Here is a 16,178-nt window from a genome sequence, read left to right as displayed (position 1 = left end):
TATGTCTATTATAATATATTTTCTCCTAGAACTTACCGGCTGATTAAAAATATCGCGGGAATTCACATTCCAAAATGCAGCTGCTGGCATGTGTACGGAGCTGTACACCGGAGAAGAAAAAAAGAGCCTATTCTTCAGGATTGTCTCCTCTCGAATAGGGCTCTCTTGTTGAAACCTATATCTATTCCACCGATTTCAGCGCTTCAATCATATCAATCCGCTTCAGTTTGTAATGCATGGAGGCCATGACAATGGCCGAGAACAGCAGTGTCAGCAGTGCCGCATAGCCGTAACTGATTCCATGGATGGCGGGACTGAACATCATCGCGTCCACTTCCGCGGTCAGGAGCACGAACCGGTGCAGGAACACGCCTCCCAGACTGCCCGCTATGATACCCAGCACGGTCAGAATCATATTTTCGCGATAAATGTACATGGTGACTTCCTTATCATAGAAGCCAAGCACCTTGATCGTTGACAGCTCCCGTATCCGCTCGGATACGTTAATATTCGTCAGATTGTACAGAACGACAAACGCGAGCGCCGCTGCAGATACAATCAGGACAACCACCACGACGTTCATGCTGTCCATCGTGTCACTAAAGGCATTGCTTACTCCGCTCGTGAAGCTGATCATCGCCACCCGTTCGCTTGCGGTTAACGTTTCTCCAAGCTGGTCTTCCCACTCCGGATCGTGATTGTTGTTGTCATACGTCAGCAATTGACTGTTCACTTCCGGCGCTGCATCAAAAATCTCTTCATAATACAGCGGCGTCATATAGATGTAGTGCATGGCATAGTTCTCCGTTATCCCGGCTACACGTATCTCAAAGGGAACGTTATCGCTGTTCTGGACGGTGAAAGTACTGCCGATCTTGAGATCAAACAGCTTGGCGAGCTTCTCGGTAATGATCGCGCCCTCATCCGTCAGTGACAGTGTCTGCTCCTGCCCACGAGATTTCAGGACGATAAACGAATCGATCTCCTCCGACGATTGCGGCACGAAAAGACTCACATCCTGGGCGTTCACCCCGGGGGCGGTCGCGGTCATCGCTTCTTGGGTCACATTCAAAATCCCCGTAATCTCCGGCGTATCCGCAATGCGCCTGTTATAATCCTCCAGCATGCCGCTATCGCCGTTATCGTCTTGAAAAACAACGGTCGCTTGGTGCTGCATGATCTTTCCGTATTGAAGCGGTGCGATATCTCCGATGGAATCCTTGAGACCGAAACCAGTCAGAATCAGAGCCGTGCAACCGGCAACGCCGCAGACGGTCATGAACATCCGCTGCTTGTAGCGGAACAGATTGCGGGCGGTGACTTTTCCAATAAACCCGAGTCGGTTCCACACCCAAGGCACTCGCTCCAGCCATATGCGCGATCCGTTCTTGGGCGCCCTGGGGCGCATCAGGACCGAAGCGTTGCTTCGAAGTTCCACCCGGGTTGCCACATAAGCTGTCATGGTCGTACAGAGCACAGCCACGACAATCGAAATGATGCTGTAGCTGAGATAAAAACGGGTTCGTACATCCGGCAGATTATATAAAGCGCCGTAAGCATCATAGATAATGGCGGGAAACAAGGTGAAGCCGATAGCCAGCCCGGCTGCTGAAGCCGCAACACTGGCCAGCGTCGAATAGACCAGAAATTTTTTCATCACATCCCGGTTGCTGTATCCGAGTGCTTTCAAGGTTCCGATCTGCAGCCGCTGCTCCTCAACCATCCGGGTCATCGTTGTCAGGCTGACGAGGGCGGCGATCAGGAAAAAGAACACCGGAAATGCCGTTGCAATGGAAGATAAACGGTCCGCATTATCGCTGTACTCGGTATACCCCGGGTTGACGCTGCGGTCCATGACGTAGACTTTGGGCAGCTCGAGCTGATCCAGCTCCTTCTGTCCCTCAGCCACTTCCTTCTCGCCATCGGCGATTTCCCGTTCAGCCTTTACTTTTTCTTCATTAAATTTCTTTAGACCTTCCTGGTAATCCGCCTGCCCTTGGCTAAGTTCCGCTTTCGCATCCGTAAGCTTGGCTTCCCCTGCCTCTCTGGCAGCAGCAAGCTCCTTCTGCCCTTGCTTCAACGAAGCTTCACCCTGCACGAGCTGACGCTCGGCTTCCCGAAGCTTGGCCTGTCCTTCTTTCAGCTCTGCTCGGCTTGCATGCAGCTTCTGCTGAGCGTTATCCAGCTGCAGGGAAGCTTCGTTTAAACCGCTCTGGAACGAAGAAGCAGCCTTTTGCAAAGCAGCGCCATCCAATGCGCCTTCCATGAAACCCGCAGCAGCTGCTCCTAGTTTCGGATCGGCCGCCTGAGCCGCCGAGAGTAGTTCTTGCTTCTGCTCTTCCGGTATGCCCTCCGGATCTAAACCGGAGATTTGCTGCAGCTCCTTCGCTAATTGCTGTCCTTGTGCCAGCTTTGGCGCCAGCTCCGACTTTTGTTGATCCAGTTGACTTTGACCCATCTTAAGCTGGGATTGTCCTTGCTCCAACTGCTGCCGATTCTGCTTCAGCTCCGCTCTGCCTTGGGCAAGTTTTTTGGCCGCGGAATCCAGCTTGGCTTGCCCCTGGTCCAGCTCGGTTTGAAGTTTGTTGACGCCATCTCGATAGGATTGCTCGCCTTCATTCAGCTTGACCTTAGCATCATTTAACTTCTGCTCCGCATCGGTCAGCTGTTTCTTGGCATCCTCGATTTTGTCCATGGCCTCATCCAGCTTCTTCTGACCGTTGACACGAATCTCTGTCAGCCGCTCCTGCGGCATGGTCTCCAGTTCCAGTTCTACCGCTTCTTTATGCCGTTGGATCTTCTCGTCATATTCAGTCGTATAGGGAGCTGATTCAGCGGTGTCTTGAAAGGTCAGGTAGGCTTCCGTATATACAGATAGTTTAAAGTCCTTCTCCGGTATAACGGCGAACACATCCGCCGTCCCCTTGCCGATGCCACTCGTTCCCCGGCTCATGCTGCTGATGAACAGCGGACTCTTCGCCCTTCCCACGACCGTGTAAGTTAGGTGGTCAAACGTTTTCTTGAGGTTGACTTCCTGATCCGTATTGGTAAAGGTAATCTGATCCCCCAGTTTAAATTCGTTTCCTCGATCTCCCGCATCGATGACGATTTCCCCTGCGGACTCCGGCATTCGGCCTTCTGTAAGCACGTATTGATTCAGATTATTTCCTGGGTCATAGGAGAACACCTTCGCGATCCGCCCGCTGTCACCGAGGAATACGTCTGCGCTGTAGCCAGGTTGAACCTCGTCCACTTCTGGAACCAACTTTAGCTTCTCTATATCGGTTTGTTCGAGACCTAAGGTGGACTGAACCTTAAGATCCATTAGCTTAAAATCGTTATAGTAGTGATCTGCTGTATCCAGCATGTCAGGACCCGTCGCTTTGATCCCCGCAAAAAAACCGACGCCGAGCATAATAATGGCAAAAATGGACAGAAACCGAGCTTTTGTCCGCGATATTTCCCGGAAAATATCAGTCCACAGCGCTCTTTTCTTCATGATATGTATCTCCCTACCACTCGATGTTGTCTACAGAAACGGGGGCCGGATTCAAAACCATGTTCCGAACCTTGGCATTGTTGATCTCGATGACCCGATCCGCCATCGGCGTCAGGGCAGAATTATGTGTAATGACGATAACCGTCGTTCCGGTATGGCGGCAGGTGTCTTGGAGCAGCTTCAGCACCTGCTTTCCTGTATGGTAATCAAGCGCACCCGTGGGTTCATCGCAGAGAAGCAGCTTCGGCTGCTTGGCAAGTGCCCTGGCAATCGCTACCCGCTGCTGTTCCCCGCCGGACAACTGTGCCGGAAAATTGTTCATACGATTACCCAGGCCGACATCCCGCAGTACTTGTTCGGCATCCAAAGCCCGGGGAGAAATCTGCGAAGCCAGTTCCACATTTTCTTTGGTCGTCAGATTGGGAACCAGGTTGTAAAATTGAAACACAAATCCGACGTCATTGCGCCGATAGCCGGTCAACTCCTTGCTGTTAAACCTGGCAATATCCGTTCCATCCACGAGTACTTGTCCCTCATCCGCCGTATCCATGCCGCCCAATATATTCAGCACCGTGGATTTGCCTGCACCGCTGGGACCGACAATGATCGCAAACTCGCCTTTTTCGATCTCCAAGTTGATTCCATCATTGGCTACAATGGTGGTCTCTCCCATCCGGTAGCGCTTATATTCATCCTTCATGCTCACAAAAGCCATGTGTACTCCACTCCCAACTCATGGTTGCAATATCGGCTTGAATCGTTATGTATTGTAATCCAAGGCAGCTTGTCCGGTGCTCTAGCTGTAGGGCTGATCACCGCTTGTACGAGTATGTCCATTGGCATCGTACGGATACGTCCTGCGGCATGTGCCGCGGCCATTGTGCTATGCCTCGTATTTGTGCATTCTCTGTTGTTAGACTCCTTGTTTACTTGCGTTCATTCAATGAAATCGTTCTTTAAACCAGTGTAGCATAAACAAATCGGCCAAAGATAATGCAGCATCCCCCGCCATGGCAATGTCACAGAATGTTCCAAATTGGAAAATGCCCGAGCAACACAAAAAAAACACTTCTTCACCTAGGAGGAAGCGCTTCTCTACAGGATTTATTGTCAATTGATATGCCCGGTCAACGTCGCTTCCTGGAGATCCTTGCCCTGGGCCCACTCCCTGAACGAAAAATCGAGCACGCCGCCCTGAGCAAGCGAAGTCATGACCCTCTCTTCTTCGAAGGAGTACGAAAAAGTATGCAGCGTTCCAAACAAATCGTCGTAATCCGTAAAAAACAACGGGGACTCACGCTCCTTAAACAAACCGAATGCTTCGGCATGGGTCAACTGTGTGGCATCCAAGCTATCGATGTAACGTTTACGCCGAAGGGAATGCTCGATGGAAGGCCTGTTCTTGCCCGTCAACGCTTCATAATGGTTAACGCAGGCGATTGCCGCCCCCCCGCCCGCACGGGTAATGACTTGATCCGGACTTGCTTCCACAACGGCCATGTTCCCTCGTGCATCCCCTATTGAAAAGTTATAGCAAGCCGCATGGGGAATATGGCGCAGCATATAAGACGCTTCTTCTACGGTACCGCATGATTCCAATATCATCCGAACGCCGACCCATGGCGACAGGCCCGCCTCGTATCCGTCAAAGCTAACAAAATGCAGCCCGGCGGCAAGTCCCTTTTCATTAACCCCGTCATGCCGACCTATGGCCTGCAAATTATAACCTACGGTCGCCAAGCCTTTGTCGGCTTGGGCCGCGGTAAAATAACCATCGTAAAACGCAGGCGTAAAATCGTAATTTCTTACGTAATACGAAGGGGTAATCATCGCCGAACAGCCCATGGCCGTGATCTTTGGAACATCGTATCCCCCTAGGAGAGCGGCGGCTTTGGGAAACGGCATTTCCAAACCTTCCGCCAGTCCTTCAAGCTCCGATAGCAGCTGCGGGGCAAACTCGTTATAGATGCTCTTCAACTGTTCCGTATCGATCTCCGGTTTGGTGGCCGCTTCAAAAGCTTTTAATATCGGTTGATTTCGCAGGCTGCGACCCAGCTTCAGCCCATTGTAATAGTTATCTTCTCTAAGCTGCAAGATGTTTACCGTGTAATTCGGCATTTTTAACCCCTCCACCCCGGCGGTATTTCATATGGGAATATATCCCTTACCCGATTATAAATGCAATTCATCCATCTTCCAATAAAAAAGCTCCATCCCGGCATGTTTACATGCTTGGAAGGAGCAGATTTTTAGGCGCGGGGCAATGTCTCAAACATTCGAACGTATTGCTCATATTTTTCAGACCAGGCATCTTTGCGTGATTCCAGCGTCCTGCCCTCAAGCAGTGCTTTAATAACGTCCAGACATACATCCCAACCGGCAATATCCTTCGGTGTATGATCTGTAATTTTCGTTATCGTCTCGATCAGCACCAGACGACAGCCTTCGGCCTCGGGATACAGCTCAAAACGCACCCGGTCCTCTCCCCATGTATACTCCAATACCGATAACTCCCGATAGTCCGTAATTTCAAACTCTTCAAACGTTCCATCCTGCATGTCAAAAGTAATTCTGCCGCCTTGGCGTAAATCTTCCACCTTCAGCTCCGAGAACCATTGCGTCAGCTTGTCATTATCTGTCAGATAAGACCACACCTTCTCAACCGAATGCTTAAAGCGGCGTTCAAATCGGACGGTCGTTCCGAACTCGTCTTGCTGCACAACAGCCAGCATTTTTCTCCCTCCTCATGCATGTTTTATTCAAGAATCATTATTCAAATCAAACCACATTACGATGTTAAGGAGATTCATCCTCATCCAGTAGTCTCTCCAGATCATCCAGCTTGTTCATCCAGAACTGACGATAAGGCTCCAACCAGTCGTGGATTTCCTCCAGAGGCTTGGCATTCAGGCTGTACACATGCCTTTGGGCCTCTTTCCGCAGAGAGACAAGACCAGCCTCCCTCAAGATGCGCAAATGCTTTGATACGCCTGGTTGGCTGAGCTGCATGAGATCTACCATCTCGCCCACCGTGCACTCTTTCACACGCAAATAATCCAGTATCGTCCTGCGGTTCGGTTCTGCCAATACTTCAAAAAGGTTATCGTTCAACATGTTTATTATATTACTATTAAGTTATATTCCTGTAAAGTTATATATAGAAACGGACGCGATCTTTGAACAAACATCGCATCGCCGGGTACCCGCCGAATATATATGATGCCGTTACCCGATCGACCCTAGGCGGAACTGGAATCATTAAACAATATTGATCAACATCAGCTAGGGAAGAAACGGCGAATACTCCCTGTTTCTTCCCTTATTATGATTAGGTACTAAAAAATATTTTTGCATTGCCGATGTTATAGTTGAAACTTTATTCTACGCCAATGCGTCATATTGTAGAGGAAAATAATAACAAAGCTAAATTTCAGGAGGTTGAGTGTGTGAAAAGAATATGGACTGCCTTGCTAGCAGCTATACTGTTAATCCCCATGACATTCCAATCGCAGGCACAGGCGGCAGTGAACATCAGCGTCTTGATTGACGGTGTCAAGCTGTATACGCCTCAAGCACCTATCATGATCCAAGGACGCGTCATGCTTCCGATGAGATCCATCTTCGAAGCCTTGGATGCATCGGTCAAGTGGAATCAAAAAACGCAAACCGTCACAGCGACCAAAAATGGCACAACCGTCATTCTAAAAATCAACTCCAAGACGGCCACCATCAATAACAAGACGGTAGCGCTGGATGTTCCGGCGAAAAACTTAAAAGGAAATACCATGGTGCCAGTACGCTTCGTAAGTGAAGCCCTCGGCCAAAAAATCGGCTGGAATTCCAAAACGAAAACGGTCACCGTCAAAACAACGAACAATTCAGGCGGCGGCGGAAATAATACCGGTATCGTGCCGGTGAATTATGTGACCCTTCGGGACATCGGCAACGCCGGCGACGGCCGCGATCTGCAGGTCAGCTTCTCCAAATCGTCGACCGAATCATTAATTTCGCATTACCGCGTGATGATTGTGAAGCAGTCCAAGACGTTAAACCAATCAGAGGCACTGCGCGTGTCCTCCGCAGCTTATACAACGGTGTACCCGTCCGGCTCGGATCAGACTCTGACTCTCACGTCGGGTTCAAGGGATGTGGATAATGAGCTTATCCGCGATAACCAGTCTTATAAAGCTTACGTATTGGCAGTTAGCAACACCGGCGGCACATATGCCCTTTCCTCGGCTTCGCCGTCGTTGACGCTGACCAACACCAATTCGGTGAACGGAGCAACCAACGTGAAGGCAAGCGATGTGAGCGACTACGGCGATGGCCGTGATCTGCAGGTCAGCTTCACGCGTGCCCAGAACGAGAGCAATGTAACCAACTATCGCGTATTTGCGGTAAAAACCAAGGATGTTGCCAACTTTAATCTGGCGGCAGCCAAATCCGTCCCAAGCCAGAATTATACGACGGTGAGCAAAACCAGTACGACGAATACAACGCTGTCCACGACGCTGAGTTCTTCTGCTCGTGATACTTCAAACGAGCTCATCCGTAGCGGTGTCGCTTACACCGTGTTCGTCCAGTCTGTCAGCAGCAATGAGAACGTGCTTGCAAGCAACCTGTCATCAGGTTCGTCTTCCATCACCCTCAGCACAGGCAATGCAACGGTTCCATCCATTACGCAGGTGACGGATATCAGTGATTATGGTGATGGCCGCGATCTTCGCGTAAGCTTTAACAAGGTATCCAACGAATCCAACATTCACTCTTATCGCGTGTTTGTCGTGAAGGACAGCAATTACAGCAGCTTCAACTTAAGCAAAGCCAATACGGCCTCCAACTACAACTACTATACTCATGTCAATAAAACCGGCAATAACATCAACAACTTGACGCTGTCATCGAGTGCTAAAGATGTAGATGGAGCAACGATTCGCAACGGTGTGTACTATCGCGTATTCGTCATGGCCGTGGACAACAGTAACTCCAATAACAACGTGCTGTCTGCTCCATCGAGCTCCATCATCTTGAGTTCCAGCTACAATGTCGGTGCTGTTACCAGTCTGTCCGTTACCGATGTGAACAACTACAATGATGGACGCGACTTGCAGGTGTCATTCACCCAGCCGTCTGATCGTTCTAACATCAGCTATTACCAGGTATTCGTTGTAAAATCATCTGATAGTTATTTTGATCTGAATAGAGCCAATAACTTAAACAACAGCTATTATTACACTCAAATCAATAAGAACAACAGCAGCAACTACATTACTCAAACCCTGAATTCCAACAGCCGTGATATCGATGGAGAGCTGATTCGCAATGGCATCGGCTATCGCGTATATGTCCTGTCTGTAGGATCGGGCAATAACAATGCATTATCCAATTACTCATCGATTACGCTTGGAAACAACAATCAGGGCAATGTAAACCCAGTTTCCACGCCAACATTGTCCATTATCGGCAATAATGGTAACGGAAGCGACCTTAGAGTCGCCTTCAATCCTGCTAATGGTGAAAACTTCATCGACCATTATCGGATTCTCGTTGTGAAGTCCTCCAAGAGCCTGACTGTGTCCCAAGCTTATGATAACGGGAATTATACCACGGTTAACAAAACCGGCAGAACTATCACTCGAGATTTGACCAACACGACCAAGGATTCTGATGGGGATCTCATTCAAAGAGGTTCAAGCTACCGGGTGTATGTCTTGTCGGTAGGCTACTCGAATTACGGCAAAGCACTTTCATCCGTCTCTCGTGACGTAACGATTCAAGGCGTGACGGAAGTTGGTAAGGCTGCGAACGTTACGGCAGCGGATGTGGGCGACAATAATAACGCAAGCGACTTGAAAGTATCGTTTACCAAGGCTGCAAATGAAACCAATATTAGCGAGTACAGGATCATGGTCGTGAAACAAGCCAACGCTGGTAACTTTAAAGTAGATCAAGCTATCAATGTACGTTCTGGCAACTACGACAGAGTACCGATCGGCTCCAATTTTGAGGATGTTCTGAGACCTAGAACAAACGACGTTGACGGTCAACCGATTCAAAATTTGGTGGATTATCAAGTATTCGTATTGTCCGTAAGCAACAATGGTTCAATAAGCAATGCCCTGTCGGCACCATCTGCGCCGATTAAGCTTACGGGTACCGCTGTAACGGTTCCTTCGGATGTATATGCCGGGATTGAAAGCACCAACGGGAATAGCAGTGACATTGTGGTCAAATTCAATCCTTCATCAGGAAGTGTTAAAGAATATCGAATCATGGTTGTACCTGCTAACCAAAGTTTTGGATTAGACGATGCCAACAAAATCACTAAAGAACAATTGTATACGAAGGTAGCTCCATCTCCTAACAGAATCGAGCATAAATTGTCCGCAGGTTTAGCGGACGTCAACGGTGCAGCTATCGTAACTGGTACTAAATATAGGGTTTACATCCTTGCTGTTGCTGATGGAACCATTTCTACCAACAACAGCATCTCCAATTCTTCTGCGGAGTTTGAAATTCTGAACCGTATCCAAACAACAGCCGTTACAGCCAAGCTGGATGCAAGCGGGAAGCTTCAAGTCGATTTCAAGAAGGCGATCGATGAGCGCAGCATTACGGCATACCGCCTGTTGTTTGTAGAGAAAGACAACATCAAGAACTTCGATCTTAAAGCTGCAACAGCAGCCGCTGCCAAAGAGGATAAGAACGCAACAATAAATCCCGATGGCAAAGATATCTCGACTCTGATTGATATCCCTGCCAAAGATGCCTACGGAAAAGACATTAAAGACAATGCGGAATACGCCGTTTATGTCCTGTCCGTACTGGGGAAAGATAAGAAAATCGCTTCGAGTGCTCAATCCGTAACACCTTTATCCGAAGCATCCAAAACGCTTGTTTTAATTAAAAAACCTTAGTCAAAGGTAGAATATTAACATTCTCTAACGTAAAGAGCTGTCCCTCGGTCAATTTGACCATGAGGGACAGCTCTTTTGATTCCTAATTATTCAGCAGTGGAATGAAAAAAAAGCTCAAGCGACATCACTTGAGCTTTCATCCTGTTTAGGCTTGAGGCATATCGCGCTCAGCCAGAAACTTATCAATAATCGTCGATATAACGTTCATGCTGACAGGTTTGCTTACATACTCGTCCATGCCCATCCCTAAATATTTCTCGCGATCGCCCTTGATCGCATGGGCCGTGACGGCCACGATATAAGGCTCTTTTTCGGATGATGCCGATTCTTTTATGATGCGGACCGCTTCCGTTCCATCCATGAAGGGCATCTGAATGTCCATGAATACGATCTCATACGCATGACGCTCGAAGGCTTCAACCGCCTCAAGTCCATTCTGGACGGTGGTCGAATTGTATCCCAATTTCTCAATCATTTTTTTGAGGACTAACTGATTCACCTCATTGTCCTCGGCAATCAAAATTTTCAGATCGTTTCCTATGGAGTGATTCTTGAGAACGGCCCCATTCTCCTGATTATTTCCAGCATTCGACTTAAACGAAAAATCAACCGTAAACGTAAAGACAGACCCCGGCTTGTTCTGATTCTTCTCGTACCAGATATCTCCGCCCATCAACTGAACGAGTTTTTTGCAGATCGCCAGCCCCAACCCCGTCCCTTCCACCTGACGGGTCATATAATGATCCACTTGGTAAAAGGGTTCAAATAGCTGCGCAACCTTCTCACTCGGCACGCCAATGCCCGTATCCATAACGGAGAATTGGATAAGGGCCGAGTTCCCCTGGTTCTCGACACACTGCACAGAGATGGAGACGGCACCATTAGGCGTAAATTTAATGGCATTACTAAGCAGGTTCATTAAGACCTGCCTCAGCTTCGTCACATCCCCGTAAACCTGATTCGGAACGTCCGAAGCTACGGATGTGGTTACCTCAATATTCTTCTCCAGCGCCTTCGGAAGAATCAGGTTCAACGTCTCGGACAAAGCCGTTCTCAGGTTAAATGTTTCCTCCACCAGTTCCGTTCTGCCCGATTCGATTTTGGAGAAGTCTAAAATATCATTGATGATGTTCAGAAGGGTTGTCCCGCTTTTCTTAATGATTTGTACATAATCCCGCTGCTCTTCATCAAGCTCCGTCTCAAGTATCAGGTCCGTCATCCCGATAACACCATTCATTGGCGTACGGATCTCATGGCTCATCATCGCCAGAAACTCGCTCTTGGCTTTATTTGTCTTCTCGGCTGCTTCCTTCTCAATGATGAGCCTCTTCTGATCCGTCATGTCCTTAGCAATAATGTAAAAACCCACATTCTTGTTATGAATAACAATGGGTGCCAGTGTAGCGAGCACTTCAACCGTATGTCGGTTTTTGTGATGGATGACGTTAATGCCCTTCTCGACAGCAACATAATCGGCTGAAGCAGAGAGTACGCGGGCAAGATTACGTTCACCAATCAAATTCGAGATCTTGGTTCCAATTAATTCCGGAATTGTATAACCAGTCAGCTGCTCTGCCATCTGATTCCCGTTAATGATCCGCCCCTCCAGATTGAAGGAGATGATCGCATCATGGTTATACTTCTTCAGCGAAGTGTAGCGTTCAATACTCTCTTGGAGCTTTCGCTCGGCTATCTTGCTCTTGGTAATATCAACAATTTGCGAAATGAAAAATAAAGGGGTTTGATCCTTTTCGTCACGAACCAGAGAAACATGCATCGATGCCCAGATGCCATGACCGTCTCTATGTACGAATTGTTTTTCCACCGCAATGGTTGAGGACGACTCGTCCAAAGACTGAAACAATTTATCTTTATTGTTAATGCAATCAGAATAAATATAATCGGTTGCCGGCTGTGACATCAATTCTTCTTCCGTGAAGCCAAACATTTTGCAAGCCGCAGGATTTACGCTGATCCAATTTCCTTCTATCGTAACCAGGGCAATGCCTATGGGAGCACTTTTGTAGACATGTTCAAACAAAGCCTGATGGCCAAAAATGTTGATATCACTCATACTCTGCACCTCCTGATACCGATTATTATACATCAGCATTTTCGAAATGGGGCTTTTTCAGAGTATTTTTATACAGTTAATCATTAGCAGCGTCATCATCGGTAAACCAAACAATAGACGTCTTCCCCTGCATACCGAAAATCCCACCACATTACCAAGCAATGACCTGCCGCTCACGGAAATACTCCCCGCTCGGTCCATCATCCTCCAACGTCGCCAGCCATACAGCTGTATCAGCCCCTTCGGCAACGGTTAACGGAGCATCTGCACCACCCATATCGGTCTGAACTCGGCCCGGGCAAACCGCGTTTACCTTTATACCGGTACCCGCTACATCCTGAGAAACGAGGCAGGTTAACGCATTCAGCATCGTTTTGGAGATACGATAAGCCGAGGATGACCCTTTTAAACCGTATCCTCCCTGCATCACTTCGAAGGCTCCAAGACCGGAAGAGATGTTTACGATACGCCCGTAATGATGCAGCTTCATCAAAGGAATCGCCGCTTGCGTCATACGCAAAACACCAAAAAAATTCGTTTCCAGCGTTGCGCGCATCACCGACTCCTCTACATCCAGCACAGAAACCCCCCGGTCTAAAATCACCCCGGCATTGTTCACCAGCACGTCAAGGCGGCCGTAGTCTGACTGTATTTGCTCCATCATCCGTGCCACATCGTTGATTTCATGGACATCCACTATATGCAACTTCACATGGAGCCCGTCCGCAAACAATTCTTGAACAGCCAGCCTCCCCTTCTCTTCGTCCCGGGAAGTAATCAGCACCTGAAGCCCTTTGGCAGCGAGCTGTCTCGCAATCTCTTTTCCAATTCCGCGGTTGCCCCCCGTCACGACAGCCACTCGCTTCACATCCTGTCCGTCAACCTTATTCATGAAGCTGATCCCCCTTGTCTAAAATAGCTTCCCATGCCGTAATGTTCTCCTGCAAATGGGCTTCCGCCTGCTTCAGCAGCTCGATCTGCAGCTGAATTTCATCCAACTTCCGCTTACCCACCTCAACCGCATTCGGGAGACATTCGATTTTGAGCTGCTCATCAAACGCACATTGGAAAAAGCTCATAATCTCCTTCACCGTCAATCCCAGGTTAAAATACATCTGGATCAGCCGAACCCGCTCAATATCCGTCTCCTTATATTCACGATAGCCATTATCCTGACGGTCCGGAGACAATAGTTCCTTCTCCTCGTAATAACGCAAGGAACGCAAACTTACGCCCGTTTTACGTGACAATTCACGAATATACACACGCAGCAGCTCCTTTCTCATTCGGTTAACCGCATTGTAAACCATCACATCATGTGAAGGTCAATCCGAAATTCCAGAATCATATAAGAAAAGCGTCTATCGACGTACTCTCAAAGAAGAGAGACCGCGTTTAGATGTTGTTTTCTTGCGATATCAGGTAGGCCATGCTTCGAAGTTTATACTTTCTGATATCTAAAAAAGGACGGAGCGTAAGTCTGTAATGACTGCTCTGTCCTTTTATCCGGGACCTGACAATTCGTTCAGGTTATTCTACTCAGCACATGATGCACTCCATTATTTCAAGTCGTCCATGGCATAAACATAATCTTTTGCCCATTCTGAAAAGGCAAGCTGCGGATCCCAAGTGACTGCACCAATCGCTTTGGCACATCCCCAATCCAATAAACGCTGATGGAGCATATGCACCCTAAATCGATCAACAAAGCCTTCCTTATTTGCAGAGCCCTGTAAGTACATCTGTATAAAATGCCTCGCTACTTCCTGTTCCTCGAAATCCCAATACATAATCACCATCTTAGGCAAATCCGCAACTCCATCCCCAAAATATCCGGTCGTGAAATCAAAAATGCCGCTGATTCGCCACTCCTGACAAACCGTATCATACGCTACCAGCATATTTTCCGCCTTAAAATCCCCCATAACAAAAATAGGTGAGCCATGCTTATCGAATTCATCCGCAGAGTCACGCAGCACCTCTTCCACCCACTCCGTATCGGTTGGCGTGATCTGGGAATATTGCTTGGCATCCTGCAACCAAAACCGAATCCGATGGTAGAGCCACTCTTTATAAGATCCCTCAAACGGGCGAATTCTTCGCGTTCTCGGATCAAGCTCGCCATACTGATCCACTTTCCAGCGGTGCATTTCATTTAAAATGTTAGCTGCTGAAGAGGCAATATCGATTCGATCGGCTGCACCAAGCCTTGCTCTAAATTGCGGATCATTCATATGTACGCCATGAAGACGGGGCATGATCGCGTAGCTCCAGCCGAAAATATCGCCGGACTCATCCAGCAGATATGGGGCCGATAAAGGCAGTGATGTATATTCTTGCAAATAGTCCGTATAAAATTTCTCTTCAGCGAACTGTCCTGCATAAAGGGGATTTCCCTTCAATACATAGCTTCCTTTGCTTGAGTTAATGAACAACGTCTGATTTCCTACTCCCTTAGACGTTTTCTCAGCTGATATGAGGTTCCCTAGATGGTGCCTGTTCAGCACAGCTTGAAGCTGCTCATCCGTTACATGGCCGATGGGGTTGGTTGAGAGAAAGATCTCTGTTGTCAAATAAAACACCTCCCTTAAGATTATGGAACCCCCATTACGTTGTTGAAATCAAATAAAGGACGCAACAAAAAGTATCCGCCGAGTATGAAAGTGAATACGCCGAATCCCAGCAGCAAGGACATCAGGATGTGTTTTCTCTGGAAGGTGAACAGCCATAATCCGGACGGATCACGCGTCTACCATGCTCATGGCAAGACAGCTTAGTACGATAATGATCAGAAGTGATGCGATTTTCCTTCTTGATCTCATGAAAGAATCTCCTTCTGCAGCCTATTACGGTTGCTATATAAGAATTCGATACACGGCGAATAATGCCCTCTACATCAATAAAAAACGCCTCTGTGTCATCAAACATCAGAGGCGTTTTCGCTCATTCATCGATTATTCAATTCTATGATACATAACGGCCTAGCGCCGCTTGATACACACTCTTAGGCCGAAGTCCAATCAGTTTGTCTGCCGGTTCTCCGTTATGAAACACAATCACCGTCGGCATGGACATAATGCCGAATTGAGCGGCAAGCTCCGGAGATTCATCACAATCCACCTGATAGACATCCAGGCGACCCGTTTCTTCTTGACTCAGCTCCTCCAGAATGGGAAGCAGCACTTTGCACGGCGGGCACCATGTGGCTCCAAATTCAACAAGCGTGACTCCATTCTGTTTAATCGCGCCTTGAAAGCTGGCTGCATCTATTCGTGGTAAACTCATTTGCATTCCTCCGCTTCTTCCGATTCTCGTTCATCCAGAATCGATTGCATGCGTTCCTCCAGATTCATCTTAATATGATTCAGCTGGTGAATTTGCGCATCGATCTCGGCAATTTTTTGACGGAAAATCGGGAACACCTCCGCGCAAAACGCCTCTTTATTTTTCAAGACGCAATGCAGGAAACCGGCGATCTGCTCGGTGGACAACCCCAGATTCAAATACAACTGGATAGTACGCACCTGTTCTTCTGCGAGACTCGAATACTCCCGGTATCCGTTCTCGTTGCGAACCGGCATAAGCAATCCCTGCTGTTCGTAGTATCGAAGCGAACGGATGCTGACTCCGGTACGGGCTGCAAGTTCTCCGATTTTCATGCTTCTATGCCTCCTTGATGAACGATTCG

The 16,178-nt window shown here is 48.1% G+C and carries 13 protein-coding genes; 1 reads left to right on the top strand and 12 read right to left on the bottom strand.

Going from position 1 to position 16,178, the window contains the following annotated elements:
• Positions 1-181 precede the first annotated feature (181 nt).
• From ABEW73_RS15545 to ABEW73_RS15520, 6 genes are all read right to left on the bottom strand, one after another.
• Positions 182-3,499 (bottom strand): FtsX-like permease family protein, encoded by a 3,318-nt coding sequence (locus ABEW73_RS15545; protein WP_430169953.1) that lies wholly within the window; start codon positions 3,497-3,499, stop codon positions 182-184.
• A gap of 13 nt (positions 3,500-3,512) precedes the next feature.
• Positions 3,513-4,214, bottom strand: coding sequence for an ABC transporter ATP-binding protein (locus ABEW73_RS15540; RefSeq protein ID WP_430169955.1), 702 nt, complete (start codon positions 4,212-4,214; stop codon positions 3,513-3,515).
• Positions 4,202-4,378, bottom strand: coding sequence for a hypothetical protein (locus ABEW73_RS15535; protein ID WP_430169957.1), 177 nt, complete (start codon positions 4,376-4,378; stop codon positions 4,202-4,204). The genes ABEW73_RS15540 and ABEW73_RS15535 overlap by 13 nt, the downstream gene beginning before the upstream one ends.
• Before the next feature lie 231 nt (positions 4,379-4,609).
• Positions 4,610-5,617, bottom strand: a complete 1,008-nt coding sequence (locus ABEW73_RS15530; RefSeq protein ID WP_430169958.1) for a C45 family autoproteolytic acyltransferase/hydolase — start codon at positions 5,615-5,617, stop codon at positions 4,610-4,612.
• Positions 5,618-5,748: 131 nt separating this feature from the next.
• Entirely contained in the window at positions 5,749-6,231 is a 483-nt protein-coding gene (locus tag ABEW73_RS15525) for an SRPBCC family protein (RefSeq protein ID WP_430169960.1), read from the bottom strand.
• 64 nt (positions 6,232-6,295) lie between these two features.
• Positions 6,296-6,613 carry an ArsR/SmtB family transcription factor gene (locus ABEW73_RS15520; RefSeq protein WP_430169962.1) on the bottom strand — a complete coding sequence of 106 codons (318 nt, stop codon included), beginning with the start codon at positions 6,611-6,613 and terminating at the stop codon, positions 6,296-6,298.
• A 332-nt stretch (positions 6,614-6,945) separates the two neighbouring features.
• Between ABEW73_RS15520 and ABEW73_RS15515 the strand changes: the two genes are divergently transcribed.
• Positions 6,946-10,416, top strand: coding sequence for a stalk domain-containing protein (locus tag ABEW73_RS15515; protein WP_430169964.1), 3,471 nt, complete (start codon positions 6,946-6,948; stop codon positions 10,414-10,416).
• Positions 10,417-10,561: 145 nt separating this feature from the next.
• Here ABEW73_RS15515 and ABEW73_RS15510 read toward each other — a convergent pair whose 3' ends face one another.
• The 6 genes from ABEW73_RS15510 to ABEW73_RS15485 form a co-directional block, all read right to left on the bottom strand.
• The gene (locus ABEW73_RS15510; RefSeq protein WP_430169966.1) at positions 10,562-12,490 is read right to left on the bottom strand and encodes a PAS domain S-box protein; all 1,929 of its coding nucleotides are present in this window, start codon (positions 12,488-12,490) and stop codon (positions 10,562-10,564) included.
• A gap of 151 nt (positions 12,491-12,641) precedes the next feature.
• Entirely contained in the window at positions 12,642-13,382 is a 741-nt protein-coding gene (locus ABEW73_RS15505) for an SDR family oxidoreductase (protein WP_430169968.1), read from the bottom strand.
• A complete protein-coding gene (locus tag ABEW73_RS15500; RefSeq protein ID WP_430169969.1) occupies positions 13,375-13,755 on the bottom strand; it encodes a MerR family transcriptional regulator in 381 nt (126 codons plus the stop codon). The genes ABEW73_RS15505 and ABEW73_RS15500 overlap by 8 nt, the downstream gene beginning before the upstream one ends.
• A 294-nt stretch (positions 13,756-14,049) precedes the next feature.
• A complete protein-coding gene (locus ABEW73_RS15495) occupies positions 14,050-15,063 on the bottom strand; it encodes a phosphotransferase family protein (protein ID WP_430169971.1) in 1,014 nt (337 codons plus the stop codon).
• A 391-nt stretch (positions 15,064-15,454) separates the two neighbouring features.
• Positions 15,455-15,775, bottom strand: a complete 321-nt coding sequence (locus ABEW73_RS15490; protein ID WP_430169972.1) for a thioredoxin family protein — start codon at positions 15,773-15,775, stop codon at positions 15,455-15,457.
• Entirely contained in the window at positions 15,772-16,149 is a 378-nt protein-coding gene (locus ABEW73_RS15485; RefSeq protein WP_430169974.1) for a MerR family transcriptional regulator, read from the bottom strand. Before ABEW73_RS15485 ends, ABEW73_RS15490 begins: the two co-directional genes overlap by 4 nt.
• Positions 16,150-16,178: the final 29 nt, after the last annotated feature.

Source organism: Paenibacillus lautus (assembly GCF_050482385.1).
Taxonomy (GTDB): domain Bacteria; phylum Bacillota; class Bacilli; order Paenibacillales; family Paenibacillaceae; genus Paenibacillus_AQ; species Paenibacillus_AQ lautus_B.
Note: the sequence above shows the minus strand (reverse complement) of the source record. Positions and strands in the feature narration are given on the sequence as shown.

What these genes read in the sequence shown, in the direction of transcription:
- ABEW73_RS15545 (WP_430169953.1), bottom strand. Translation starts at nt 3,499, where the DNA reads ATGAAGAAAAGAGCGCTGTGGACTGATATTTTCCGGGAAATATCGCGG.
- ABEW73_RS15540 (WP_430169955.1), bottom strand. Translation starts at nt 4,214, where the DNA reads ATGGCTTTTGTGAGCATGAAGGATGAATATAAGCGCTACCGGATGGGA.
- ABEW73_RS15535 (WP_430169957.1), bottom strand. Translation starts at nt 4,378, where the DNA reads ATGGCCGCGGCACATGCCGCAGGACGTATCCGTACGATGCCAATGGAC.
- ABEW73_RS15530 (WP_430169958.1), bottom strand. Translation starts at nt 5,617, where the DNA reads ATGCCGAATTACACGGTAAACATCTTGCAGCTTAGAGAAGATAACTAT.
- ABEW73_RS15525 (WP_430169960.1), bottom strand. Translation starts at nt 6,231, where the DNA reads ATGCTGGCTGTTGTGCAGCAAGACGAGTTCGGAACGACCGTCCGATTT.
- ABEW73_RS15520 (WP_430169962.1), bottom strand. Translation starts at nt 6,613, where the DNA reads ATGTTGAACGATAACCTTTTTGAAGTATTGGCAGAACCGAACCGCAGG.
- ABEW73_RS15510 (WP_430169966.1), bottom strand. Translation starts at nt 12,490, where the DNA reads ATGAGTGATATCAACATTTTTGGCCATCAGGCTTTGTTTGAACATGTC.
- ABEW73_RS15505 (WP_430169968.1), bottom strand. Translation starts at nt 13,382, where the DNA reads ATGAATAAGGTTGACGGACAGGATGTGAAGCGAGTGGCTGTCGTGACG.
- ABEW73_RS15490 (WP_430169972.1), bottom strand. Translation starts at nt 15,775, where the DNA reads ATGAGTTTACCACGAATAGATGCAGCCAGCTTTCAAGGCGCGATTAAA.
- ABEW73_RS15485 (WP_430169974.1), bottom strand. Translation starts at nt 16,149, where the DNA reads ATGAAAATCGGAGAACTTGCAGCCCGTACCGGAGTCAGCATCCGTTCG.